Source organism: Pediococcus ethanolidurans (genome assembly GCF_964062635.1).
Taxonomy (GTDB): Bacteria; Bacillota; Bacilli; order Lactobacillales; family Lactobacillaceae; genus Pediococcus; species Pediococcus ethanolidurans.
In genome coordinates this window covers 1,666,289-1,691,865 of record NZ_OZ061250.1, presented here as the reverse complement: position 1 = coordinate 1,691,865, position 25,577 = coordinate 1,666,289, and the positions used below count along the sequence as shown (strand labels likewise).

Below are 25,577 nucleotides of genomic sequence, written 5' to 3'. Positions count from 1 at the left end.
CAAGGGCGCTCAGGCGCGGTACCACCTTAATTAAATTACTTATCTAGATAACGTATCACAACGGAATCTGATTTCAGATTCACCTCGAAAGTGTCTTTTAGCAGATCCCATACCCACTCACAGCAATGCTGGGCTCTCTGAAAAAGGTGACTGCCTACTATTTCTTTGTCTCTGGTTTTAATATTAAACTACCATTAAAATTACTAAACTATCTCTGTCCTGTCAAGGGTTCTAAGATAATTATCCCATTTTAATGACCATCTGGTATATAATAATTAAAAGAATCTGAAATACGGAGTATAAAATATGAACGTTAATTTACGCAATTTTATCAAGAAAAATCAGCTTCAGTTAATTATTATCTCAATTTTTTTAATTGCGACAATTGGACTAACCTATGCGTTATTCTCTGACAAAACGGTTCGAGTTGGGCTTGATAACGTCACGGTTCGAATGGGTCCTTCTTTATCATACTCGAAGACCGGAACCGTCAATTCAGGAAAAAGAGTCACTGTTATAAAAAAGCAGGCTGGTTGGCTACGTGTGCGTTATGATGATGATCATTTTGGCTGGATTCCAAGTTGGTTAACCAATCGTAAATTCAATTTTAAGTCGGCAACTAATCTTTCGGAAGCAATAATCGTCTTAGATCCCGGACATGGTGGCAACGATTCTGGTGCCCTAGGTATTAATCAAAAACATGAAGAGAAAACGTACACTTTAAAAACTGCCAAACTTGTTCAAAAATCATTAGAAGCAAAGGGTGCTCGTGTAATAATGACACGCTCAAATGATGAATACGTTGGTTTGGCTGCACGTGCATCCTTGTCCAATAAGCATAAAGCGGATGCGTTTATCAGTTTTCATTACGATTCTGCACCAGAAAATAACTCTGGTTCCGGAGATACAACTTATTATTATCACAAAAAAACTTCTTTAAAATTAGCTGAATTAGTTAATAGTCAACTGAAAGCAAAAGTTAATTTAAATAATCGTGGTGTTCAGTTTGGCGATTTCGAGGTTATTCGTGATAATACCCAACCCTCTTTATTAATTGAAGGTGGCTATATCAACACTGCTAAGGACTTTAAACAAATTAGTAGTTATCAGTATCGAAAACAAGTAGCTTCTGCAGTCACAACTGCGTTATCACAGTTTCTTAATTAAAGATTGAAAACACAAAAATACTCATGGTAACAAAATTAGATTTAAATGCCGTCTCCAGCCCAAGTATGCCATAGGACGGCAGTTAAACTATTTTTTGGAGTCTAAGTCGTTCAACATCAATTATTGAAGTTATTTTGATATTTTTAATTTTTATTTAAATAACAGGGATAGTTCGTTTAATGACTTTATCTGTTTTTCGGGGAAACTAGTTACCGAAATTGTATTGTCAGGATCAAAGAGAAATCCTTTGATTCCTGCATTGTGAGCCGCCAAAATGTCGAGATTACGATCTCCAATCATGATGGCGTTTTTTTTATCAACTTTATATTTTTGCAGTAAATAATTCAATGAAGCCGGATCTGGTTTACGTGCAAAATGATCAGAACCCGTAATAAAGCCCGTGAATAAATGCTCAAAACCATGCACTTTTAATAATTTTTTAGCTTGATCATCTCGGTGCGTTAATAAAAAATTACGGCCATGTTTAGAAATATTTTCGTGACAAGCAGCAAGAGCTCCTACAAATGGCTTCGCTTGGTCAAGAAGCTGACTTTCGTAATTTGAATAGTCTTTTTTTAAGCCTTGTAAGTCTAATTGGTTTTCTGACGCATATTTTTCGAGCGTTTTTCCAAGCGAACCCTGCCGCATAGCGCGATAAAGTCCAGTTGCTTTTGAACTTCGAACACCATTTAATTGCAATGCCTGTTCAAAGCTTTTGACCATAATTGGGTACGTATCAAATAATGTACCATCAAAATCCCAAAATAAATCCATAATACAAACTCCTATCTTTAAGCCTGATCCGTATCAAAAATAATCGTAACTGGTCCATCATTTTGCAGATCAACTTGCATATCTGCCCCAAATTTACCGGTTTCAACTGCAATACCAGCTGCTTGTAACTTTTGATTGAAAAGTGTATAACATTTTTCAGCATGGTCAGGATTTCCTGCTTTGGTAAAGCTGGGACGATTACCATGCTTGGTATCCGCATAAAGTGTAAATTGTGAGACTGATAAAATACTGCCGTTTACTTGTTTTAAGTTCAAGTTCATTTTTTGATTTTCATCTTCAAATACACGCAAATTAACTATTTTGTGAACTAAATAATCTATTTGCTGTGTTGTATCTGTATTTTCAATACCAACTAATAATAAATAGCCTACACCGATTTTTCCAACGACTTGATCTTCAATTGCTACTTGGGCATGACGAACGCGTTGTAAAACTACTTTCATTTCTTATACCTTCCTAAATTAAAATAAAAGCTTCAAAATTTACACTTCAATCAACAAAATTAAGATCAAAGTTAAATTTTGAAGCCAATGATAAACTTAATGTGTTGGCCGTTTGACCACGTAGACATCTTTAACAGTTTTTAAATTATCCATAATATGATTTAAATGTTCCAAATTTCGAACACCTACCGTCAAACTAATGGTTACCATTCGATTATGATCAACTTTTCCGTTAACTGAATTTAAGTAACGTGTCGTATTATTGACCTTTTTTAAGATGTCATTTAACATGCCATTACGATTATAGCCTTCAACCTCAAGATCCGCTGCATAATTGTTGTGCGTATCAGTGGGATCTTCCCATTCAACACCAATCAAACGCTCATCTTGATCCTCAGCATGGGTCACATTCGGACAATCTTCACGATGAACCGAAACACCACGTCCCTTTGTAATGTAACCGACAATTGGATCTCCTGGAACCGGATTACAGCAATGACTCAATCGGACTAAAAGATTGTCAGCTCCCTCAATAATAATGCCACTTGAAGAACTCTTCTTTTTTCGTTCCTTTTCTGAATCATTTTCATTTGAGATCGTTTGGTGTTCTTCAAGAAGTTCATGTTCCTCTTGTCGTTTGCGATCCTCTTCTTGTTTGGCACGGACATCATCTGTCAGACGGTTAGCGACACCTACTGGGGCAAGATCACCAAATCCAACAGCTGCATACATGTCATCAATCGAACTATAGTGTAACTTGTTCGCAACTTTTTCCAATTTATCAGTCTCAAGAATAGTTAACGGATCAAAACCAGACTGTTTCAATTGGTGTTCAATAACTTCGTGCCCTTTTTCAATATTTTCAGAACGGTCCTGTTGGCGAAAGAATTGTTTGATCTTATTACGAGCACGCCGGGTTGAAACTAAGTTAATCCAATCCCGACTTGGACCCGCCGAACTTGAAGAAGTCAAGATATCTACAATATCACCATTTTTAATTTTGTAGTCCAACGGTACAATTTTACCATTTACTTTAGCACCAGTTGTATGATTACCAACTTCAGTATGAATTGTATAAGCCATATCAAGCGGTCCGGAGCCCTTAGCAAGTTCAAAAACGTCTCCCTTTGGTGTGAATGCATAAACGCGATCACCAAAAAGATCTCCCTTTACAGAATCTATAAAATCAGCGGCATCTTTACTTTCATTCTGTAATTCGACGATTTCTTTAAACCAATTTAATTTCTTTCCAGTGTCACTAGTTTGAACTTTGTCGGTTTTACCCTCTTTATATGCCCAATGTGCGGCAACACCATATTCAGCCACCCGATGCATTTCTTCAGTCCGAATTTGTACCTCTAGCGGTTTGCCTTCTGGACCTACCACAGTAGTATGGAGAGATTGATACATGTTAGCCTTAGGCATTGCAATGTAGTCTTTAAAACGACCAGGCATTGGCTTCCATCGTGTGTGAATGGCCCCTAAAACAGCATAACAATCCTTGATTGAAGTGGTAATTACTCGAATAGCCAACAAATCATAAATTTGACTAAACTGTTTATGTTGATCCACCATTTTTCGATAAATGGAATAAATATGTTTGGGACGACCGTAAATATCAGTTTCATGAACTTTTAAAGCATCCAATGCATCTTTAATATCTTTGATGGCCAAAGCAATGTATTCTTCACGTTGATCTCGTCTAGAATTCATTAAATGTGCAATTCGATAATACTGTTGCGGATTTAAATAACGTAACGAGATGTCTTCTAGTTCCCATTTAATGGTACTAATTCCTAAACGATCAGCAAGTGGTGCATAGATTTCAAGTGTTTCGTTGGCAATACGCCGTTGCTTATCTGGACGTAAATGTTCCAACGTACGCATATTATGCAGGCGATCGGCAAGTTTTACGATGATTACCCGAATATCCTTGGACATTGCCAGCAGTAATTTACGATGGTTCTCTGCCAACTGTTCTTGATTAGATTTATAACGAATTTTACTAATTTTAGAAACGCCATCGACAATCACGGCAACATCATGGCCAAAAAGCTCCTCAATGTCTCCTAATGTAATTAGGGTATCCTCAACAGTATCATGTAGAAAACCAGCACAAATTGTTGCCGGATCCATTTTAAGTTCCGCTAGGATTCCCGCAACTTGAATGGGATGCATAATGTATGCCTCACCTGATTGACGATATTGGTCCTGGTGAACATAGGTGGCAAAATCACAAGCTTTCTGGACAATTGCCACGTGATCGGCATTCATATATTTTCGACACATATTTAAAACATCTTGAGCAGAAAGAACTGGCTCTTGTGACATAAAAAAGCCTCCTTTTAATTTTTAAGATAAACTAAATTTAACTTGTTAACCCATAAGCAATATAGCTGGTGGTTAAATAAACAATCACAAAATAATAAGCGTATTTTGGTAAAAACAGGTAAACCCCCAGTAAAAAGAAGATGGGGAACAACCATAAAAGCGCCCAATGCGCACGGTTAGCCTTAATCAAAGAACCTAGAATTATAGCAGCCAGCGTGTTAATGATCATTAAAAACCATAAATCAATAAAAACATGTGAAGCACTTGTAATATGTAAAACAAACGGAAGTAAGACACCTAATACTATTCCAGCAACCCAATACCGCCATTTTATTTGGACAAAAAATTTCAATGATTTATTCAAATTTATCCCTCCACTACTGACTCTCAAAGTTTATTGCTTAATTCTACCGCATTTCTTTTAAAACGGAAATAGCGGATAGTAAATATAATGGTGCCGTTTCAGCACGCAAAATTCGAGGCCCTAATCCAACACTAGTGAAGTTAGCTTCAGTTAAGCTTTTAATTTCACTGACAGCTAAACCGCCTTCGGGACCAAATAACGCTAACATCGTATTTCCAGTTTTCATTTGCGTAATTTGCTTTTGCAATTGAGTATGCTCACCTTGTTTGGCCGATTCTTCATAAGCCACGATTTTGAACATTCCTGGCCATTTTTCTAGCGTCTGTAAACTCTCATAATAGGTTACTGTTGGAATATAATTTCGATGTGATTGTTCTGCCGCCGATTTGGCAACTTTTTGAAGACGTTCAATTTTTCGCGTCACTTTTTTGGCTGGCCATCTAGCCACAGAAAATTCAGTTGGCAAGAATATAAAATGGCGTGCGCCAAGTTCAGTTCCCTTTTGAACAATATATTCACTTTTATCGCCCTTAGCTATTCCACAAGCAATTGTCACTTCTATTGGAAGTTCAGCAGTTTTTTCAAGTTGTAAAATTGGAAGTATGCTAGCTGACTGTTCTCCAACCTCTTGAATTTTACCCACATAAACTTGATGAGTACTTGCAACAAATTCCGCCTGATCATTAACTTTTGCACGCATAACTTTTATTAAATGATGAAAATTATCACCGGTCACCGAAAACAAAACTTGGTTTTGAATTGGTTGTTCAGTAAAATAACGCTGCATATAATCCACTCCCATTTGGCAGATTTAATTTTTAGTCGATGTTAATTCTGTTGATTTTTTGGCAACAACGGCCCGCCAATCTTTCATTTGCAAAATTTCTTCAATTTCGAAATCTGCTTTTTTAAGATCAGCAAGAATAAGTGGTAGTTTCTCTTTGATAATACCAGAAGTAATGAAAATACCACCTGGTTTCAAACATGCTTTAGCTTGTGGCACAAGAGGCTCAATAATTTCTGCCAGGATATTTGCCACTATAATATCTGCCTGTGCTTGAATACCTTTCAGTAAATTGTTTGGTTTGATCTCAATATTTTTAACATCTGGATTTAATTTTAAATTTTCCAGAGCAGAATCAACGGCTACCTGATCCAAATCAAAAGCCTTAATGTTTGCAACTCCCATTTTACTGGCCGCAATACTTAAGACACCAGAACCAGTTCCAACATCAATAAGTTCCTCACCACCACGTATATACATTTCTAAGGCCTGTAAGCATAACTTTGTTGTTGGATGAGTTCCTGTTCCAAATGCCATTCCTGGGTCTAGCTTTAATACCTTTTCTTCATCAGCCGTTTTTTGATACGTTTCCCAATCAGGAACAACAGTCAAATAGCGTGTTATTCTCACTGGATGGTAATATTTTTTCCAGGCTGTTTGCCACTCTGTTTCTTCCAATGGTTTTTGGAGGACTTTTGCCGGAGCGGGATTCAAATTAAATTCCGTAAGTCCTTCTACCTGTTGTTTGATTTTAGGAATTAACTTTTCCACATCTACCGAGTCTGGATAATATCCGGTTACTGCCGCACCACTTTCAACGTGGGGAATATCAGCCAAATCTAAAATTTCTCCGAACTTACCAGCCCGTAATTTTTTGAAATCTTCAGCATCTTCTATTTTAACGCCCTTAGAACCAGCCGTCTCCAAAATGTTACTAACGGCTTCAACTGCTTCATTTGATGTTTGTACACTTATTTCTGTCCATTTCATTTGTAAACCCCTCTTAGCTCCTTATTGCCAGCCATAATTTTTAGAATCAATATCACGTTTACGCATTCTTGAAACATAAGGATTACCTGCAACAAAGTAACGTAATGGTTCATTTGTCCAAATTCCCTTATTTGGCACACCGATTCGACCACTCTCTTTGATAACTGCAGGTATTTTAAAATTTTGTAGATCCAAACTCAATGGTCCTTCATTCAAACGACTGCCTTTCAAAATTTTAGGAATACCAAACGCTTGCATTAATTTACCGGGTCCATTAGTCAGTTCAAACAGCTGATGTACCTCTCGATTTTTTTGAAATTGCGTTAACCCCTTTTCAGGCTGTATTGCCCGAATTAAAACTCCCTGCGGATCATTTTCTTTTTGAGTAATTAGGTTCAAAAGTAGCTGCGTACGCATTTGATAAATATAAATTGTTCCCGCTTCATGATACAAGGGTTCATTTTTAGGAGTGCGATGCCCTTGAAATGCGTGAGCTGCCTGATCCTTAGGTCCAATGTAGGCCTCTGCTTCCACAATAAAGGCAGTCATTACTCCTGTTTTTGTTTGAAAACAAAGTCTTTTTCCTAATAATTTTTGTGCAATTTCTGCAGTCGTTCCACTTAGTAAAAATTTTTGAACTTCATTAAAAGTTGTTTGCATACAAACTCACCAATCTACGTAACATTATTTACATTACTTGTATTTTACAGCTTTGTCTGCAAGGAAAGCAAAAAAAGAATTTAGTTCGCGTTGAGAACTAAACTCTTTTTTTCAATTATTAAAATGATAAATTTATTTTTTTCGTTTTTCAAATTCTCTTTCACTCACTGCTTTTTGTGGTAAAACTAAATTTAAAATAATTCCTAGGACCGTTGCAACGGCCAATCCGGAAAATTGATACTGTCCAAGTTGTAGATAAGCATTTCCAATTCCAATAACTAAAATGGCAGAGGCAATCATAAGATTTCGTTTAATGTTGAAATCTACTTTTTCATCAATCAAAACTCTCAATCCATTAGATGCAATCGTGCCAAACAGAAGAAAACTGATTCCACCGATGACAGGTGAAGGAATGCTTTGAATTAATGCACTTAGTTTACCAATAAAACTAAAGATAATTGTGAAAACACCGGCACCAGCCAAAACATAAACACTGTGAACTTTTGTAATTGCCAAAACACCAATATTTTCACCGTAGCTTGTTACTGGAGGTCCACCAACCAGACCCGCAATAATGGATGCCGTCCCGTCACCTGCTAAAGTATGATTTAATCCTGGATCCTCAAAGAAATTACGTTTAGTTAATTTGTTTAAAACCATAATATGACCAGTATGTTCAGTCATGGTTACAAAGGCAATTGGAGCTAAGCTTAAAACGGCTCCCCAGTAAAAATGAAAATGATAAGTTAAAAATGGCACTTGAAACTTAGGAAGTGAGAACCAAGAAGCAGCCATAACTCCGCTAAAATTAACAATTCCAAACAAAACCGCTACAAGATAGCCAACTACAATACCTAAGAGAATCGGAATTAGGCTAATAAATCCTTTCAGATACATATTAAAACCAATCGTAACGAGCAACGTAATCATCGCTACCGCAAAGTATCGCCAGTCATAAGTCGTTGAACCAGAAGCAAGGGTTCGCATTGTTGCATCAGTGGCTGCGGTTCCTGCTAAGGACAACCCAATAACCATTACAATCGGGCCCACAACAATTGGAGGCAAAATTTTATTGATCCACTCAGAACCAACAAAACTCACAATTAAAGCAACAGTTAAGTAAACCAAGCCAACTGCAACAGTTCCTTGGGCAATTCCTGGATAGCCGGTTGTCTTCATTAAGGCAACCATCGGTACAATGAAAGAAAAGCTGGAGCCCATATATGCAGGGATTTTTCCTTGGGTAATAAGTATGTATATTAGGGTTCCAACACCAGAACTAAAAAGCGCAATTCCGGGATTCAAACCAACTAAGATAGGCACAAGAACCGTTGAACCAAACATAGCAAACATATGCTGAATCGACAAGCCAATCCAGTGTCCCAATGTTGGACGATCATGAATATCTAAAACAACATCGTCATTGTGAAAATTATTTGTTTTCGCCATCTAAAATCCTCCTAATATATTAAAAGCCCCTTCGAGTCGAGTGGCTCAAAGGGGTTCAGAATAATAGTTAGACTTTATTTATTCTAGACTACCTTTGAAGTCTCACAGGACATCTTTAAAGGTTTCATTAACGTTAAGATACACTTAATATGTTTAAACGTCAACCAAATTTGCATTAAAATTTTTTGAATCAAAAAAACGAACGATCTGGATTTAACCTGTCATTCGTTTATTACTATCTGGTTTTAATTTTGTCGTCAGCATTTACATCAGTATCCTTTAACTGACTTCTTGTTTTCTGATTGACATGCTGTTTTAAATATTTTATCAGATCTGATTCACGTTTGAAAATTCGTGGATGCTGTTGCTTATGCAAACGCAGATCAATTTCGTTAATTTTAATTCGTCCCGTCCAAGTATGAGAATATTTAATAATCAAACGATTATTTAGATCTTCTTTCCCAAACTTAAAAACATAAACACTCTCAGGAGTCATTAAAGGTCTGATATAACGTTTTTCATATTTATATTTATTGGAGTTCATGAACTGTTTCGTTCGCTTTAAAATAAATAACACCCCCAAAAAATTTGCTTAAAGCATCTCGATTTCGTTTCTAGTTAATCATTATATTAAGCTATTCCCTGAAAAAAGTAAACTAATTTGACCAACTTATTTGCTACCCGTTGAAAATAATAAGAAGCAACCATTCAATAAATATTTAAAACAATTCGATTAATTATTTCTCATTTTGTTCGGTATCAGTCTTCAAAACAGCCATGAATGCCTCTTGCGGAATTTCAACTGTTCCAACTGCTTTCATTCGTTTCTTTCCTCGTTTTTGCTTATCCAAAAGTTTTGCTCGTCGATCAGGATCTCCGGTATGAATTTTTGAAGTTACATCTTTTCGATAGGCTTTAATATTGGTTCGAGAAATAATTTTAACCCCAATTGCAGCTTGAATTGGTATTTCAAAGTTTTGCCGTGGAATAATCTTCTTTAAGCGACTTGTAATTTCAATGGCTCGTTGTTGGGCAAAATCCCGATGTGCAATAAAACTTAAGGCATCTACTTTTTTACTGTTTAAAAGAATATCAATTTTCACTAAGTCACTTGGTCGATAATCTTCCAATTCATAATCTAGTGATGCGTAGCCATGTGTACTAGACTTCAATTTGTCAAAGAAATCAAAAATGATCTCCGACAAAGGTAAATAATAAACAACATTTACGCGATACGTGTCCAAATAATCCATTGTATCAAACACACCTCGTCGATGTTGGCATAATTCCATGACAGCCCCTACGTAGTCATTAGGAACCATGATAGAAGCTTTAACGAACGGTTCTTTAACATCTTTAATAGTGGCCGAATCTGGCATTTCAGAAGGATTTTCAACAACCATTTCACTTCCATCAGTTAAATCCACGTGATACGTTACGGAAGGTGCGGTTGTAATTAAGTCCAAATTAAACTCTCGTTCCAATCGTTCCTGAACCACATCCATGTGCAAGAGGCCCAAGAAACCACATCTAAATCCAAATCCTAAGGCTTGCGAAGATTCTGGCTCAAACTCTAGAGCGGCATCATTTAATTGCAGTTTCTCAAGGGCTTCCCTTAAATCATTAAATTTTGCATTATCGGTTGGGTATAAACCAGCATATACCATTGGGTTCATTTCTCGGTAACCATGCAAAGCTTCTTTAGCAGGTTGTTTAACATCAGTAACCGTATCACCAACACGAGTATCTTTAATGTCTTTGATACTTGCCGTTAAATAGCCAACATCCCCAGCCATTAAATAATCACGTTTAATTGGCTTAGGTGAATTGACGCCCACTTCATTGACTTCGTATTCACTACCACTATTCATTAAACGGATGTGATCACCTGGTTTAACCATCCCCTCAAACAGACGGATGCTTAAGACAACTCCACGATAATCATCGTATTTTGAATCAAAAATTAAAGCTTTCAAAGGCGCTTTTAAGTCACCCTCAGGGGCTGGAACCTTAGCAACAATTTGTTCCAAAAGTTCTGCAATACCAATTCCTTTTTTTGCACTAGCAAGGACCGCATCAGATGCATCTAAACCAATCACATCTTCAATTTCAGTGCGGACTCGTTCAGGATCAGCAGAAGGTAAGTCAATTTTATTAATTACTGGCACAATCTCTAAGTCGTCGTCCAAGGCTAAATAAACGTTCGCCAATGTTTGTGCTTCCACACCTTGCGCTGCATCAACAACGAGAATTGCCCCTTCACAAGCCGCCAAACTACGTGAAACCTCGTAGGAAAAATCAACATGTCCGGGTGTATCGATTAAATGAAAAATATATGTTTCACCATTTTTTGCCTTATAATGCAATTCTACGGCATTTAATTTGATTGTAATTCCACGTTCACGTTCTAGGTCCATTGAATCAAGCAGTTGATCTTGCATATCACGTTTGGCAACTGTATCGGTTAACTCTAAGATTCTGTCTGCCAGAGTGGATTTCCCATGATCAATATGGGCAACAATTGAGAAATTTCGAATATGTTGCTGACGATCTTTTAAATCTTTGTATTCAGGCATTTTAAATCTCACTTTCATGTAACTTCATTCATCCTATTATAGCAACGTTTGAGGCCAATCTCAATTATTTCATTTGCATACTAATTTACAAAAATAAAAAACACGTAATTAAATGTTTAAAGATTTCAACATGAAAAACAAGCTGCTTGTTGAAAGTCCACCATTTAATTCGTGTTTAATACCCATCATTTAAATTTATCAAAAAAACCGTTCTTACCAGTACCTGAAACTTTTTCGCCACCTGCTTTAGCAAATGCCTTCATAGCTTCTCTTTGCGCGGTATTCATATTCTTCGGTGTTTCAACAATTACTGTAACTTGTTGATCACCCGTTCCATTTCCTCTTAAGCGAGGTGCACCTTTTCCACGTAACCGGAATGTAGTTCCCGTTTGGGTGCCAGCTGGTACTTTCATTTTAACGTCACCGTGAACTGTTTTAACTTGAATTTCATCACCTAATGCCGCTTGTACAAAACTAATATGTTGATCTAAATAAATTTCAGCACCATCACGTTTAAAGACCTTGCTGGGGGCAACCCGGAAGATAATAAACAAATCTCCATATCCACCGCGATTAGTTCCGGCTTCACCTTGACCTTGAAGTCGCATTTGTTGTCCATCTTCAACACCAGCAGGAACCGTCACTTTGACTTCATGACGTTCATTGACATGGCCAGTACCTTGACAAGTTGGGCACTTCTCTTTGATTTCTTTACCAGTACCATGACAAACATCACAAACTTGTTGTGAAACCATGCGGCCAAGTGGTGTATTCTGAGTAACCTGAATATAACCAGCCCCATGACATTTGGCACACGTAACAGGTGAGGTTCCAGGTTTTGCTCCAGAACCATCACAGGTCTTACAAAGTGCTTCACGATTGTATTTAATGGTCGTCTTCTTACCAAATACGCCCTCTTCAAAAGTAAGATCCATTTGGTATTGAAGATCTTCGCCTTGTTGCGGTTGATTAGGTTGCGCACTGCGAGTTCGACCGCCACCGCCAAAGAACTGACTAAAGATGTCGTCAAAACCGCCATTACCACCGCCAAAACCACCAAAATCGGCAGAATTAAAGCCACCGTTGCCGCCACCAAAACCGGCATTAGCATCAGCAGAACCATATTGATCATAACGTGCACGTTTTTGATCATCACTTAAAACTTCATAAGCTTCATTTACATCTTTAAATTTTTGCTCCGCACCAGGAGCTTTATTTAAATCTGGATGGTACTTTTTTGATAACTTACGATATGCCTTTTTTATTTCATCGGCAGATGCATCTTTGGATACTCCTAGGATTTCATAGTAATCTTTATTCTCCGCCATTATGAACCTCCATTTTTATCGATAAACTTAGAATATCATAGACTAAATGTAATAAAAAGCCAAAGTCCATATGACTTTGACTTTTTATTAACAATCAAGTAATTATATTACTTCTTTTTGTCTTTGTCAGGATCTACTTCTTCAAAGTCACCATCAACAGTTCCCTTGTCATCTTTCTTATCAGATGAAGTTGAACCATCCTTTTGATCACCCTTAGCTTTTTCCTGTTGTTGTGCTTGTTGATATAGTTTTACCGAAAGGTCCTGAACAATCTTATTCAAGTCATCCTTCTTGGTCTTCATATCTTCAATATTGTTATCTTTTTGAGCTTTCTTCAAAGCATCTTCGGCGTCTTTAGCCTTTTGAATTTCTTCTTTAGATACTTTACCATCCATCTCTTTCAAAGTCTTATCAGTTGTAAAGATTAATTGTTCGACTTCATTCTTAAGATCGACTTCTTCTTTACGTTTTTCATCAGCAGCCTCGTTTTCCTTGGCTTCTTTCATCATACGATCAATTTCTTCATCAGAAAGACCCGATGAACTCTTGATGGTAATCTTCTGATTCTTGCCAGTACCCTTATCGGTAGCCGAAACATTTACGATACCATTTTTATCAATATCAAATTTTACTTCGATTTGAGGTACACCACGTGGTGCCGGTGGAATATCCGTTAATTGGAATCTTCCAAGTGTTTTGTCATCAGCAGCCATTGGACGTTCACCTTGTAAAACATGAATGTCTACAGCTGGTTGACTGTCTGCAGCCGTTGAGAATACTTGTGATTTGCTAGTTGGAATTGTGGTATTACGATCAATCAACTTAGTAAATACACCACCCATAGTTTCAATACCTAATGAAAGAGGTGTGACATCAAGTAAGACAACATCCTTTACATCACCTGTTAAAACACCGCCTTGTACAGCAGCACCTAAAGCGACCGCTTCATCTGGGTTGATTGAGTGATTTGGTTCCTTACCTGTCCAATTTTTAACTGCTTCTTGAACGGCTGGAATTCGGGTTGAACCACCATTAAGGATAATTTCATCTAAATCACTTGCAGAAAGATTAGCATCACGTAGAGCGTTGTCTACAGGAGTCTTAGTACGCGCAACTAAGTCAGAAGTCATTTGATCAAATTGTGCGCGAGTCAAAGTCTTTTCCAAATGTAAAGGACCATTTGCTCCGGCAGAAATAAATGGCAAACTAATTTGAGCTTCGCTAACACCAGAAAGATCCTTCTTTGCTTTTTCAGCAGCATCCTTCAAACGTTGTAAAGCCATCTTGTCTTTAGAAAGGTCAACACCATTTTCTTTCTTAAAGTCATCAACTAACCAGTCAATGATCTTTTGATCAAAGTCATCACCACCAAGGTGCGTATCACCATTAGTAGAAAGTACTTGGAAAACGCCATCCCCTAATTCAAGGATCGAAACGTCAAAAGTACCACCACCAAGGTCATAAACTAAGACTTTTTCATCTTTATCCTGTTTATCAAGACCGTATGCTAAAGCTGATGCAGTTGGTTCATTAATGATTCGTTCAACATCCAAGCCAGCAATTTTACCAGCATCTTTTGTTGCTTGACGTTGAGAGTCATCAAAGTAAGCAGGTACTGTGATAACTGCCTTTTCCACAGTATCACCAAGATAATCTTCAGCATAGTGTTTCAAATATTCCAAGATCATCGCTGAAATTTCTTGTGGTGTATATGATTTACCACCAGCACTAACCGTATAATCTTTTTCACCAATGTGACGTTTGATAGAAACGATCGTATCTGGATTTGTAATTGCCTGTCGTTTGGCAACTTCACCAACTTGTGTTTCGCCATTTTTAAATGAAACCACTGAAGGTGTTGTTCGACTACCTTCTGGATTTGTAATAATCTTTGGTTTGTCGCCTTCAAGGACCGCAACCGCAGAGTTTGTTGTTCCTAAATCAATACCAATAATTTTATTACTTGCCATTTTAAATTAATCCCTCTTTTTATTTTTATTGTGATACAGCAACCATTGCTGGGCGTAAAACCCGATCTTTTAACATGTATCCTTTTTGCAAGACACTCACAACCTGATCGGCCTTTTCACCATCTTTGACAGCAACTGTCTGAACCGCCTGATGAATGTGCGGATCAAACGGTTTGCCAACTGCTTCAATCTCAGTCACATGATTATCTTTTAAAGCCTTGCTCATATGATCAAAAACCATTTGAATACCCTTTTTAAGTTGTTTACCATTTTCATCAGTTACTTCAATTGCCAAAGCGCGTTCAAGATTATCAATAACCGGTAAAATATCTTTTGCCAAATTTTGACCATCGTACTTTACCAAATTAGCTTGTTCTTTTTCATTACGTTTTTGAATATTCGCAATCTCAGCCTTAGCTCGAATATATTGATCAGTGATAGCATCAACCTTGCCATTTAAATCAGTAACTTGTGCCTTTAATGTTTCAACTTCTGCAGAGGACTTCAAATGTTTCTTTAATTTCTTTTCGACTTTTGCTGTTGTTGCATGTTTATCTTTAGCTTTTTTGGGTTGCATCTCAGTTGTTTGATCAACTGCTTTAGCTTTTTTATCTTCTGACACTGTCTTCACACCTCTCAACTATCATCAATATCGTGGTAATAATCTATCAAGCGTCTTGCTAATTCAGTTCGAAAGGCACCAACTAATCCAATCATTTTTGAATAAGGCATACTTGTCGGACCTAATATTGCAATAACACCCTTGCCGTGTTGATCAACATCATAAGTTGCTGTGATCAAACTATAGTTTTTTAAAAGATTATTAGTAATTTCATTACCAATTTGAACCTGAATATTTTGATCAGGAGATCCTAAAACATTTGCGAGATCGGTCGAACGACTCATCAAACTATACAATGAACGGATCGATCCTAAATCATGCTGTTTGGAAAAATCTAATAAATTTAAGCGACCACCAACGAAAAATCTTTCAGTTGCCGATTTTTTCAAAACATCCTCAAAAATATCCAAGAATCCTTCTGGCGTTTCGATATATTTACCGATTTGAATCGGAATATCTGTTGCTAATCTTTGGAAAACCTCTGATAACTTTAAACCAACTAATTCGTCATTAATGACTCGAATAACAGACTCTAAAGCCTCTGGATCGACATTTGTTGGCACTTTAAAAGTTTTATTTTGCACATCTCCATTATCAGTCACCAGAATTGCCATAACCCGATGATTTCCAAGAGGTACTAATCGAAAGCCTTCAAGTTTGGCATCTTTCAGTTCTGGCTTCACAGTAAAAGCAGTGTAGCTAGTTAACTTTGAAAGCATATTTGCCGATTCAGCAACAATATCATCAATTTCTTGAAACTGATGATTGAACGATGAACGGATTTGCCGTAAATCACTCGACTGAACTTTATCAGGTTTTAGCAAATGATCAACATAATAACGATAACCTTGAATTGACGGAATTCGACCGGATGAAGAATGCGTCTTCTTCAATAGCCCCATCTCTTCCAACGTTGCCATCTCATTACGAATTGTCGCAGAACTCACATGAATTGGTAATTGGCTAACTAGTGCCTTTGAACCCACAGGTTGACCATCACTCGTATAGATTTGAACAATTGCTTTTAAAATCAGCAATTCTCTATCTGTCAGCAAAACCATCACCTCTTTTAGCACTTAGCACATTGGAGTGCTAAGACACTATTAAAGATAACAAATGTAGATTCAAATGTCAACATTAGTCAAACATTTTTTGACATTAATCAAATTATTTTTAAATCAATGTGTTGAAAAGCTTATTAATTCAACGTTTCTATTCATTAACCAGTTACTCGGACTAGTTAACTTTCTTAAAATTTTGGTATGCAATTGGTATGAACTACCTATTTTGTTAAAATAATAAGTTTTTACTCATTTGACAGTTACCGCTAGTTACGCTTTTTATTTAAATTCGCAAAATATTTCCGAATATTTTTTTCATCCATTTTCAATTGTTCAACTAATTCTGCAGCATTGGCAAATTTTATTTCTCCACGAACATAGTGATACCATTTCACGGAAACCTGTTCACCATAAATTTCTTGATCAAAATCAAAAATATTTATTTCTAAGGTAATTGGTCGATTTTCTCCAAATGTCACATTTCGACCAACAGATGCCATTGCGGGCCACCATTTAGTGCTTACTTTAAGTTGTACAGCATAAATACCAATTCCCGGTATTCTCACCCATGGATCGGATAAAACGTTGGCCGTCGGAAAACCAAGGGTTCGTCCACGTGCTTCACCATGAACTACTAATCCACTAGTTTGATAAACATAGCCCAAAAACTTATTAGCATGATCTACATTACTTTTTTCCAAATCATTACGAATTCGCGTAGAACTCACCTTTTGACCATCAAGCAGAAATTCATTCACTGTAATTATATCAAAATGATTCTTCGAATAACTTGGTAAATGAGCCATATCGGCAATTTCACGTGGCCCATAAGTATAATCAAATCCCGCTACAATTACCTTAGCATGAAGTGCAACCATATATTGATCAACAAATTCCTGTGGTTTCAAATGTGCCAAAGATGAGGTAAAACTGACCACATATAAGATATCAACCCCAAAATCTTCCATCAGTTCTGCTTTGCGTTTTACAGAAGATAAATAATGCAGACCATTTAAACCCGGTTTAGGAAATACGACTGATGGATGATGATCAAATGTCATTGCTGCCAAAGGCATTTTACGTTTAGTTGCCTCTGCTCGTGCTTTTTTAATTACTGCTTGATGACCAAGATGAACACCACCAAAAAATCCCATTGCTAAAACAACCTCTGTTTGGGGAATCTGTTGAGTCTTATATGGATGATGTAAATAAATAATTCTCATAAAATTCTCCTATTCTAATTCACTAATAACATTGTCAATGGCCGATAAGCTACTCGTTGTTCATCATATTGATATAAGGCCTGTACTTGATTTTCAAAAGTTAGTACCAGTACAGGTGCTGCATTTTTTGGTTGCTTAAAGTTACTGCGTTGCAGAATCGCCCCATTTTGAACGCGCCGATTTAAATCCTCATTCAAAGAAAAATGAGGATACATTTTTAATGCGTAATCAAGTGGATACATCAATGTGGCAACATTTTCGTGTTTAACCGCTAGTTCCAATTGAGCGAAAGTAACTGTTTCAGACAGCTTAAATCCACCACTTTTAACCCTAGTTAATTTTGACATTACTGCAGGAATGCCTAAGTACTTCCCAACATCAACCGCGAGCGTGCGTACATAAGTTCCTTTACTACATTGCACCTCAAAATTGACCGTTTGAGTTCCGTCAGTTGAATTAAAAATGGATTTTCCCTGACGTTTAAACGTTTGAACAGTTATTTTGCGTTCAGGTCGCTTAACATCAATTCCTTGACGGGCATACTCATATAGTTTTTTTCCGTTAACTTTGATGGCCGAGTAAATCGGTGGAATTTGAATAATTTCACCAGTTAGTTCTGCCATGGCCTGATCAATCTGATCGTCAGTGAGAGGTTCTTTGAGAAACTTTTTTTTAACCACTTCACCATCCAAATCTTCCGTCGTCGTGGAAAAACCAAAAGTTATCGAGCCCATATAAACTTTTCCTGAGGTCATTAAATAATTTACAACTTTAGTCGCCTTACCAACACAAATCGGTAAAACACCGTCCACGTTGGGATCTAGAGTACCACTATGACCAATCTTCTTTTGATGTAAAATACCACGCATTTTGGCAACGCAATCGAAACTTGTCATTCCACGTGGTTTATACAAAGGAATTATACCGTCCATTTAAAACAACCTCCACATTTTCTGCTTTAAATTATAGCATAGGATCGCGATATTCATTGAATTTTGATATTAAAAAAGAATGGCCGTTAAATTCCAGACCATTCTTTTGCGTATTTATTAAATAGCATATTATTCTTTTGAATTGAGCTTATTAATTAATTGATCAATTCGATCACCATATTGAACTGAAGCATCCCGTTCAAAAATCAGCTCAGGTGTTTTATAGATTGAAAGGCGTGAACCTAACTCACTACGAATAAGTCCCTTTGCTTTTTGCAATCCAGTTGCAACTCTTTCACCATCGGAAGCCTTATCTGACAGAATACTATAGTAAACAGTTGCCTGTTGTAAGTCTCCCGTCACATTAACACCGGTAATTGTAATGCCTTGCACACGTGGATCACGAACTCGTTTACGAATAATATCACTAATTTCTTTTTCAATTTCCTGACCAAGACGATCAGCTCGATATAATCTTGCCATTTGGATCCTCCTATTCTACAGGAACCTCTTTCATGATATAAGCCTCAATGACATCGTCAACCTTGATATCATTGTAGCCATCAATTGTAAGACCTAATTCATATCCTTGTTTAACCTGTTTAACATCATCTTTGAAGCGCTTCAAACTAGCCAATTTACCTTCATAAATGACCACACTATCACGAATTAAACGAACGCCACTATCTTTTTGAATGTAGCCTTCAGTTACATAGCCACCAACAACGGTACCAACATGTGAAACTTTGTAGATCTGACGAACTTCGACTTGACCTGTGATTTCTTCTTTATATGTTGGTTCAAGCATCCCTTTCATAGCAGATTCAACTTCATCGATAGCGTTATAAATAACTCGATGTAAACGAATATCTACATTTGATGAGTCAGCTAATTGTTTGGCCTGATTTGTAGGGCGAACGTTAAAACCAATAATGATCGCATTGCTTGCTTCTGCTAACGCAACATCACTTTCATTGATAGCACCAACAGCCGTATGAATGATGTTAACCCGAACACCTTTAACATCAATTTTCTTAAGACTGCCAGATAAAGCTTCAACTGATCCTTGAACATCAGCTTTAATAATCAAATCAACTTCTTTCATCTCTCCTTCTTTAAGAGAATCGAATAAGTTGTCTAGTGTTACATGATTATTTGCTCGACGTTCTTCCATTAAGGCTTCCTTAGCACGTTCCTCACCAGCAGCACGAGCCGATTTTTCATCATCAAAGATAACAAAACGATCACCAGCTTCAGGAACATCATTCAAACCAGTAATTTCAACCGGTGTCGATGGTGTGGCCTCTTTTACACGCCGACCTAGCTCATTTGTCATTGTTCGAACACGACCAAACGTACTACCAACTACAATTGGATCACCAACACGCATAGTGCCTTGTTGAACTAAGACTGTTGCGATTGAACCCTTACCTGGATCAAGACTTGCTTCAATTACGGAGCCAGCACCATTTTGATCTGGATTTGCCTTCAACTCCATAACTTCTGCTTGAAGTAAAATCATGTCTAATAATTCGTCCAAATTCTTGCCAAATTTAGCTGAAATTTCAACGAAGATGGTGTCACCACCCCAATCTTCTGAAACTAACCCATATTCGGTTAATTGTTCCATAACATGTTTGGGATTGGCACCCGGTTTATCAATCTTGTTAACCGCTACAATAATTGGCACATTAGCGGCCTTAGCATGGTTAATAGCTTCAATTGTTTGTGGCATCACACCATCATCAGCAGCAACAACTAAAATTGTAATATCAGTAATATCAGCACCACGAGCCCGCATCTCTGTAAATGCCGCATGTCCTGGTGTATCCAAGAAAGTAATTAATTTGCCATCATGCTTTAACTGATAAGCTCCGATTGCTTGAGTAATTCCTCCAGCTTCACCTGCCGTAATATGACTGTGGCGTAGCTTATCTAGCAAGGTCGTTTTACCATGATCAACGTGTCCCATAATTGTAACAACTGGAGGACGACTTTCAAGATGATCGGTATTTTTAGCTTCTTCTTCAAACATCTTATCAATGTCAGAAACATTTACTTCCTGTTTCTCCTCAGCCTTAATGCCATAGTCAGCTGCCAAAATTTCGATAGTATCCTTATCCAAAGTTTGGTTTTGATTAACCATCACGCCCAACATAAATAATTTTTTGATAATTTCTGCTGGTTCTCGATGAATCTTTTTAGCAATTTCAGCTACATTAGTCCCATCATTATATTCAAAGACTTCTGGTAATGGCTTACTCTTTCTAGTTGGTGCTGGTTTATTACTTACTTGACGCAAACGCCCATTTTTCTTACTCTTTTTGTTATACCGGTTTCGGTTGTTGTAACGGTTGTTATTGCGACCAAAACTTGAATTACGGTTTCCCTGTGAATTATTTCGACGACCATCTCTCGACGTAGACGAATTTTGCGTGCTATTATTTTGTCGACTAGTCGTGTTGGTATTTGTTCGATTAGAACTAGTTGAACGATTACCACCATTTGACGAATTGTTTTGTGATGTTCGTGACTTTTGAGAACTATGGTTTTGAGCATTGTTCTGTGCAGATCTTGTGTTATTTCGAGTTTGGTTCTGAGTCGAATGATTTTGATTTCGACTTGTTGAAGTATTCTGACCAGATCGTTGTGATCGATTAGAATTTGAATTCGTCTGTCCAGTCGTATGTGTCTGAGCAGTTGGTTTATGGTTATTATTTACAGGTTTAGTACCCTGAGTTTTTTGTGTTGTTTGAGTTGATTTACGCTGCACACTAGTCTCCTGTTTTTTACCAGCTGTACGTTCAACAACTGTTTTACCAGTTTTAGCAGAACGGTATAATGTTGGTTTCTTCTTTGGTGTTTCAGATTTTTGGTTATTTTTAGTAGCGAATGATTGGCGAATTTGGCGTTCTTCATTCTCTCCAAGGGTAGACATGTGGTTTTTAACATCAAACCCAGACTCTTTAGCCTTAGCAATTATGTCCTTACTGGACACATTAATTTCCTTAGCTAATTCATATATGCGTTTTTTCCCCATATCTTCACGCTCCTTCTTCAATATTTAATTTCAATAAGGCTTTAGCAAATCCTTGATCCTCAATAGCTACAGCAGATCTTGATTGTCCAATTGCTTGACTAAGCATTTCACGATTCATAAAGGCTAATAAAGGGACTTGATAAGTTGTACATTTATCAGAAATTTTTTTCCGTGTAGCAGCACCCAAATCAGTGCTGATAACGATCAATTTAGCTTTTTGGCTTCGAATTGATTGTAACACTTGTTGTTCCCCAGAAATCAATTTTCCTGCTCTTCGTGCCAACCCAAGTAAATTGGAAAAACGATCGTTATCATTCATCTTTGAACAATTCCTTCCGAGCTTGCTGATGGTCAACATAAGCAATCAACTCATCATAAAACTCATCGGCAACTTTAATTTTAAATGTCTTATCAAAAGTTCTTTCATCTTTTGCTTTTTTAGCAATTTTAACATCTAATCCGATATAAGCCCCACGACCAGGCTTTTTACCGGTTGGATCAAGTGAAACTTCATTTTCTTTATTTTTAACAACTCGAACTAGTTCTCTTTTTGGGAACATCTCACCCGTCACAATATCTTTACGTAACGGAATTTTTCTTTTTTTCATCGTTATCGAGCCTCCTAGTCAAATGTTATTCGTTGTCGTCTGTTTTTGAATCTGAATCTGTGGTGTCTTCTTCATTTGGTTGTTCAACTAAATCTTTTGCATCTGTTTCTGATTTAATATCAATCTTGTAGCCAGTTAATTTTGCTGCTAAGCGTGCATTTTGACCACGTTTACCAATTGCTAATGAAAGCTGATAATCTGGAACAATAACCATGCAAGTTCGTTCGTTTTCTTCGTCAAACAAAACATCAACAACTTCAGCAGGATTTAAAGCATTAGAAATATATTTTGCAGGATCATCTTCCCACTCAACAATATCCATATTTTCACCATTTAGTTCATTAACAATTGTTTGAACTCGTTGTCCTCTAGGTCCTACACAGGTTCCCACTGCATCAATATCTGGATCATTTGAACGAACAGCTACTTTAGCTCGATCACCAGCTTCTCGTGCAACTGAAACAATTTCAACCGTACCATCAAAAATCTCAGGTACTTCCTGTTCAAACAAACGTTTTAACAAGTCTGGTGTACTTCGACTAACAAATACTTGTGCACCTTTACCACTATTTTCAACCTTAGTCACATAAACCTTGATATGATCATGTGGTTCATATCTTTCAGTTGGAATCTGGTCTTGTTTTGACATGACAGCTTCAACACCGCCAAGATCTACATAGACAAAACGATTATCGCGACGGGCAACTTCTCCAGTCATAATTTCGTTTTCATATTCACTATATTTGTTATAAATAATTTCTCGTTCTGCTTCGCGTACCCGTTGTAAAATGACCTGTTTTGCAGTTTGTGCAGCAATTCGCCCAAAGTTTTTTGGTGTTACCTCAAACTTAATATGATCGCCTAATTCATAAGCTTTATTGATATTCAAAGCATCACTAAGGCTTACTTGTTGTTGATCATCTAAAACCTCTTCAACAACTTCTTTAACCGCATAAACATGAATGTCGCCTTTTTTATCATCAAACTCAACATCCACATTTTGCGCTTGACCGTAGTTTCGTTTATAAGCTGAAACCAGTGCGGCCTCCAGGGCATCAATAACAACTTCCTTTTTAATCCCCTTCTCCTCTTCTAAAGTGTTGAGGGCATTGATCATTTCTTTACTCATTTTAAATTCTCCTTTTAAAATTTGATTGCGAAGCGCGCAAATCCAATCTGTTTAAGTTCAAATTGTTTACTTATTTTTCTTGTTTTTTCCATGTAAGTCAGTTGTATTGTTGTTTTTGAATATTCGTCCAGTGTACCCTCAAAGACTTTATGACCATCAATTGGTGCATACAAGGATATGTGAATGTATTGTCCCACAGCTCGTTGCCAGTCATTAGAAGTTTTTATTGGTCGTTCGGCGCCGGGAGATGAAACTTCAAGAAAATATGCCTGAGGAAATGGATCTGGTTCCAAACTATCCAGCTTTTCACTAATTTGGTCGCTCACCTCAGCGCAATCTTCAATTGTAATCCCACCTGGTTTGTCAATATAAACACGAAGGTACCAACTCTTGCCTTCTTTTACGAATTCGATATCCACCAAATCAAACTGGTGAGATTCAATAAGCGGTTCTACTTCCTTTTGTACTGTTTCTACAACACTCGCCAAACTTAAACCTCCAATAAAATTCAAATATTTTCAAGAAAAAGAGTGAGCATTTTCTGCTCACTCACTTGCCACAATTAGATTCATTATTAGTATAACATATACCTTAATACTGTACAAATTAACTACATGTCAGTATGTGTCAAGTTTTCCTAGGTACCTTATAATCAACCAAATATTTATACATAATTCTTAGTTTGAAAATATTTTTGCTATTGCTCCGATGGGGCTACTTGTTGGGGCATCAACTGGTATTTTACCTGCAAGAACGCCAATATGCTTAGAATGGTGCTTGCTGCTCAGCTGGGCTGAACTCAACGTCTTCAATGGTTCCGTCGCTATCTCCATCCTTATCTCTTGTAACTTTCTTAAACCACCACGTAAGTATTTATTCAGCTTACCGTTTACCCGAGCTTCAATTAATTTCAACATAGCTTCAAGGCCTTTTTCGGACCATACTTTACCTTGCTTTTTCATCCGATACGTATACGCTCTGTGGGAGCTTTCAATGGATCCTAATTTGCCGATCTTCATGAAGCCACGATCGTGTGGAGACTTTATAAACTGCCAATTTCTTGCCAAATATTGCCTTAGGGTTCTTAGGCTCTCAAGCTCCTTATCAGTTTTAATTTGCGACTCAAACGTATCTAAAATAACGTTTAACTGATTCTGATCATACAAGCTAACGCTCTTAACGGCCTTTTTCAACCAATGGATTAAATAAACCAAAGGTTTGTTTAATCTTTTTGACAAAGTGATACCGATCGATAGTAAATTCAACTCTTTGAGCACTCGGAACTATTTCTCGCATACTTTCCGGATTATACCCTGGGCCACCATCACTTGCTGTAAACACGGTCATTTCACTGATTCTATAATACTTCTCAATGTAGTCAGTTACTCGTTTTTGAACCTTTTTTTGATTGATACCAACGAATTCAACTTTGTTTGATCTTGTTCCATCTAAACCTGATTCAAAAACAATGTAATGGTGGACGTCCTGTCTTCGTCGATTAATTTTGTGTATCTCAAAGGCATCGCCTTCAACCACTAAGTTCTCAACTTTTCGTCTCTTAACTATTTTCTTTTCGGACGATTTTTCTTCTGTCTTCACGGTATCTGCCATGTCTCTGATAATTCGGTCTACTGACCAAGCACTAATATCCGTCTGACTGGCCAGATTGATCATCGCTGCCGTATTTCTCATCGTTGTCGTTTGCCCAATTTTGGCAACGACACTTTTAAAATAAGGTGAAATTCTTTTTCTTTCTTCCAACTGAAGCTGTTCATCCAACGGGAAGTAATAGCTTCCATTTGGTCGAAGATAACATCTTCTTTCAAAATTAACGGCCCCAAACATAAACTCAATTGTTCTAGCCTGTCGATTAATGAATGTATTTTCCGCCGGAATTGATGGAACGAGCGTTTCATCTAATTGCCTCAGATATTCAGCTACAACCAGCTGGAATGACTTCCTAAGATGAAGAATTACCTGCTCCTCTAAATCAAATAAACTGTCTAAATTTCCCAATGATTCAATAAAATCTGCTAAAATATACATGAAAGACCTGTATCCTTTCCTTTAATCTTCGTCGATTAAAAGGCTACAGGTCTTTTTCT

Annotated in this window: 23 protein-coding genes and 1 pseudogene; 1 reads left to right on the top strand and 23 read right to left on the bottom strand. The window is 37.2% G+C overall.

What is annotated here, in order from left to right:
* Positions 1-306 precede the first annotated feature (306 nt).
* Positions 307-1,167, top strand: a complete 861-nt coding sequence (locus tag AB3219_RS08360) for an N-acetylmuramoyl-L-alanine amidase (RefSeq protein ID WP_216762708.1) — start codon at positions 307-309, stop codon at positions 1,165-1,167.
* 150 nt (positions 1,168-1,317) lie between these two features.
* On the opposite strand, the gene AB3219_RS08355 is transcribed toward AB3219_RS08360, so the two are convergent.
* The 23 genes and pseudogenes from AB3219_RS08355 to AB3219_RS08245 form a co-directional block, all read right to left on the bottom strand.
* Positions 1,318-1,941 (bottom strand): HAD-IA family hydrolase, encoded by a 624-nt coding sequence (locus AB3219_RS08355; RefSeq protein ID WP_260365393.1) that lies wholly within the window; start codon positions 1,939-1,941, stop codon positions 1,318-1,320.
* A 17-nt stretch (positions 1,942-1,958) separates the two neighbouring features.
* On the bottom strand, positions 1,959-2,405 hold the full coding sequence (gene dtd, locus AB3219_RS08350; RefSeq protein ID WP_216762711.1) for a D-aminoacyl-tRNA deacylase: 447 nt from the start codon (positions 2,403-2,405) through the stop codon (positions 1,959-1,961).
* Between the two features lie 96 nt (positions 2,406-2,501).
* Positions 2,502-4,736 carry a bifunctional (p)ppGpp synthetase/guanosine-3',5'-bis(diphosphate) 3'-pyrophosphohydrolase gene (locus tag AB3219_RS08345; protein WP_216753990.1) on the bottom strand — a complete coding sequence of 745 codons (2,235 nt, stop codon included), beginning with the start codon at positions 4,734-4,736 and terminating at the stop codon, positions 2,502-2,504.
* 37 nt (positions 4,737-4,773) lie between these two features.
* Entirely contained in the window at positions 4,774-5,100 is a 327-nt protein-coding gene (locus AB3219_RS08340; protein ID WP_216753991.1) for a hypothetical protein, read from the bottom strand.
* A 43-nt stretch (positions 5,101-5,143) separates the two neighbouring features.
* A complete protein-coding gene (locus AB3219_RS08335) occupies positions 5,144-5,887 on the bottom strand; it encodes a 16S rRNA (uracil(1498)-N(3))-methyltransferase (RefSeq protein ID WP_216753992.1) in 744 nt (247 codons plus the stop codon).
* 24 nt (positions 5,888-5,911) lie between these two features.
* Positions 5,912-6,874, bottom strand: a complete 963-nt coding sequence (prmA, locus tag AB3219_RS08330) for a 50S ribosomal protein L11 methyltransferase (RefSeq protein WP_216753993.1) — start codon at positions 6,872-6,874, stop codon at positions 5,912-5,914.
* A gap of 21 nt (positions 6,875-6,895) precedes the next feature.
* Positions 6,896-7,534, bottom strand: coding sequence for a DNA-3-methyladenine glycosylase (locus AB3219_RS08325; RefSeq protein WP_216753994.1), 639 nt, complete (start codon positions 7,532-7,534; stop codon positions 6,896-6,898).
* Positions 7,535-7,666: 132 nt separating this feature from the next.
* Entirely contained in the window at positions 7,667-8,983 is a 1,317-nt protein-coding gene (locus tag AB3219_RS08320) for a uracil-xanthine permease family protein (RefSeq protein WP_367369399.1), read from the bottom strand.
* 235 nt (positions 8,984-9,218) lie between these two features.
* Positions 9,219-9,551, bottom strand: a complete 333-nt coding sequence (locus AB3219_RS08315; RefSeq protein WP_177159939.1) for a hypothetical protein — start codon at positions 9,549-9,551, stop codon at positions 9,219-9,221.
* Between the two features lie 169 nt (positions 9,552-9,720).
* Positions 9,721-11,559: a translation elongation factor 4 gene (gene lepA / locus AB3219_RS08310; protein WP_057806173.1), complete on the bottom strand. Its 1,839-nt coding sequence runs from the start codon at positions 11,557-11,559 to the stop codon at positions 9,721-9,723.
* Between the two features lie 185 nt (positions 11,560-11,744).
* Positions 11,745-12,887, bottom strand: coding sequence for a molecular chaperone DnaJ (dnaJ, locus tag AB3219_RS08305; RefSeq protein ID WP_057806136.1), 1,143 nt, complete (start codon positions 12,885-12,887; stop codon positions 11,745-11,747).
* Between the two features lie 107 nt (positions 12,888-12,994).
* A complete protein-coding gene (gene dnaK, locus AB3219_RS08300) occupies positions 12,995-14,857 on the bottom strand; it encodes a molecular chaperone DnaK (RefSeq protein ID WP_216754088.1) in 1,863 nt (620 codons plus the stop codon).
* 25 nt (positions 14,858-14,882) lie between these two features.
* On the bottom strand, positions 14,883-15,479 hold the full coding sequence (grpE, locus tag AB3219_RS08295) for a nucleotide exchange factor GrpE (protein WP_260365391.1): 597 nt from the start codon (positions 15,477-15,479) through the stop codon (positions 14,883-14,885).
* 14 nt (positions 15,480-15,493) lie between these two features.
* Positions 15,494-16,540 carry a heat-inducible transcriptional repressor HrcA gene (gene hrcA / locus AB3219_RS08290; protein WP_216754105.1) on the bottom strand — a complete coding sequence of 349 codons (1,047 nt, stop codon included), beginning with the start codon at positions 16,538-16,540 and terminating at the stop codon, positions 15,494-15,496.
* Between the two features lie 266 nt (positions 16,541-16,806).
* The gene (gene ribF / locus AB3219_RS08285; RefSeq protein ID WP_367369398.1) at positions 16,807-17,763 is read right to left on the bottom strand and encodes a riboflavin biosynthesis protein RibF; all 957 of its coding nucleotides are present in this window, start codon (positions 17,761-17,763) and stop codon (positions 16,807-16,809) included.
* Positions 17,764-17,777: 14 nt separating this feature from the next.
* Complete coding sequence (gene truB, locus AB3219_RS08280; protein WP_216754090.1) at positions 17,778-18,695, bottom strand: tRNA pseudouridine(55) synthase TruB; 918 nt, start codon at positions 18,693-18,695, stop codon at positions 17,778-17,780.
* 129 nt (positions 18,696-18,824) lie between these two features.
* Positions 18,825-19,178, bottom strand: coding sequence for a 30S ribosome-binding factor RbfA (gene rbfA / locus AB3219_RS08275; protein ID WP_057806146.1), 354 nt, complete (start codon positions 19,176-19,178; stop codon positions 18,825-18,827).
* A gap of 10 nt (positions 19,179-19,188) precedes the next feature.
* Positions 19,189-21,735: a translation initiation factor IF-2 gene (gene infB, locus AB3219_RS08270; RefSeq protein ID WP_216754091.1), complete on the bottom strand. Its 2,547-nt coding sequence runs from the start codon at positions 21,733-21,735 to the stop codon at positions 19,189-19,191.
* A gap of 4 nt (positions 21,736-21,739) precedes the next feature.
* Positions 21,740-22,054, bottom strand: coding sequence for a ribosomal L7Ae/L30e/S12e/Gadd45 family protein (locus AB3219_RS08265; protein ID WP_057806149.1), 315 nt, complete (start codon positions 22,052-22,054; stop codon positions 21,740-21,742).
* Positions 22,047-22,343, bottom strand: coding sequence for an RNase P modulator RnpM (locus AB3219_RS08260; RefSeq protein WP_057806150.1), 297 nt, complete (start codon positions 22,341-22,343; stop codon positions 22,047-22,049). Before AB3219_RS08260 ends, AB3219_RS08265 begins: the two co-directional genes overlap by 8 nt.
* A 25-nt stretch (positions 22,344-22,368) precedes the next feature.
* On the bottom strand, positions 22,369-23,472 hold the full coding sequence (nusA, locus tag AB3219_RS08255) for a transcription termination factor NusA (RefSeq protein WP_216762712.1): 1,104 nt from the start codon (positions 23,470-23,472) through the stop codon (positions 22,369-22,371).
* 14 nt (positions 23,473-23,486) lie between these two features.
* Positions 23,487-23,960: a ribosome maturation factor RimP gene (gene rimP, locus AB3219_RS08250; protein WP_216754095.1), complete on the bottom strand. Its 474-nt coding sequence runs from the start codon at positions 23,958-23,960 to the stop codon at positions 23,487-23,489.
* Positions 23,961-24,149: 189 nt separating this feature from the next.
* Positions 24,150-25,518 (bottom strand): annotated as a pseudogene (locus AB3219_RS08245) (ISLre2 family transposase).
* Positions 25,519-25,577 lie beyond the last annotated feature (59 nt).

Excerpts from the sequence above, each read along its gene's own strand:
- AB3219_RS08260 (WP_057806150.1), bottom strand. The coding sequence starts at position 22,343 with ATGAAAAAAAGAAAAATTCCGTTACGTAAAGATATTGTGACGGGTGAG.
- AB3219_RS08355 (WP_260365393.1), bottom strand. The coding sequence starts at position 1,941 with ATGGATTTATTTTGGGATTTTGATGGTACATTATTTGATACGTACCCA.
- dnaK (WP_216754088.1), bottom strand. The coding sequence starts at position 14,857 with ATGGCAAGTAATAAAATTATTGGTATTGATTTAGGAACAACAAACTCT.
- AB3219_RS08345 (WP_216753990.1), bottom strand. The coding sequence starts at position 4,736 with ATGTCACAAGAGCCAGTTCTTTCTGCTCAAGATGTTTTAAATATGTGT.
- lepA (WP_057806173.1), bottom strand. The coding sequence starts at position 11,559 with ATGCCTGAATACAAAGATTTAAAAGATCGTCAGCAACATATTCGAAAT.
- AB3219_RS08360 (WP_216762708.1), top strand. The coding sequence starts at position 307 with ATGAACGTTAATTTACGCAATTTTATCAAGAAAAATCAGCTTCAGTTA.
- nusA (WP_216762712.1), bottom strand. The coding sequence starts at position 23,472 with ATGAGTAAAGAAATGATCAATGCCCTCAACACTTTAGAAGAGGAGAAG.
- infB (WP_216754091.1), bottom strand. The coding sequence starts at position 21,735 with ATGGGGAAAAAACGCATATATGAATTAGCTAAGGAAATTAATGTGTCC.
- dtd (WP_216762711.1), bottom strand. The coding sequence starts at position 2,405 with ATGAAAGTAGTTTTACAACGCGTTCGTCATGCCCAAGTAGCAATTGAA.
- AB3219_RS08265 (WP_057806149.1), bottom strand. The coding sequence starts at position 22,054 with ATGAATGATAACGATCGTTTTTCCAATTTACTTGGGTTGGCACGAAGA.
- dnaJ (WP_057806136.1), bottom strand. The coding sequence starts at position 12,887 with ATGGCGGAGAATAAAGATTACTATGAAATCCTAGGAGTATCCAAAGAT.
- ribF (WP_367369398.1), bottom strand. The coding sequence starts at position 17,763 with ATGAGAATTATTTATTTACATCATCCATATAAGACTCAACAGATTCCC.
- truB (WP_216754090.1), bottom strand. The coding sequence starts at position 18,695 with ATGGACGGTATAATTCCTTTGTATAAACCACGTGGAATGACAAGTTTC.
- AB3219_RS08320 (WP_367369399.1), bottom strand. The coding sequence starts at position 8,983 with ATGGCGAAAACAAATAATTTTCACAATGACGATGTTGTTTTAGATATT.
- AB3219_RS08335 (WP_216753992.1), bottom strand. The coding sequence starts at position 5,887 with ATGCAGCGTTATTTTACTGAACAACCAATTCAAAACCAAGTTTTGTTT.
- prmA (WP_216753993.1), bottom strand. The coding sequence starts at position 6,874 with ATGAAATGGACAGAAATAAGTGTACAAACATCAAATGAAGCAGTTGAA.
- hrcA (WP_216754105.1), bottom strand. The coding sequence starts at position 16,540 with ATGGTTTTGCTGACAGATAGAGAATTGCTGATTTTAAAAGCAATTGTT.
- AB3219_RS08325 (WP_216753994.1), bottom strand. The coding sequence starts at position 7,534 with ATGCAAACAACTTTTAATGAAGTTCAAAAATTTTTACTAAGTGGAACG.
- rbfA (WP_057806146.1), bottom strand. The coding sequence starts at position 19,178 with ATGGCAAGATTATATCGAGCTGATCGTCTTGGTCAGGAAATTGAAAAA.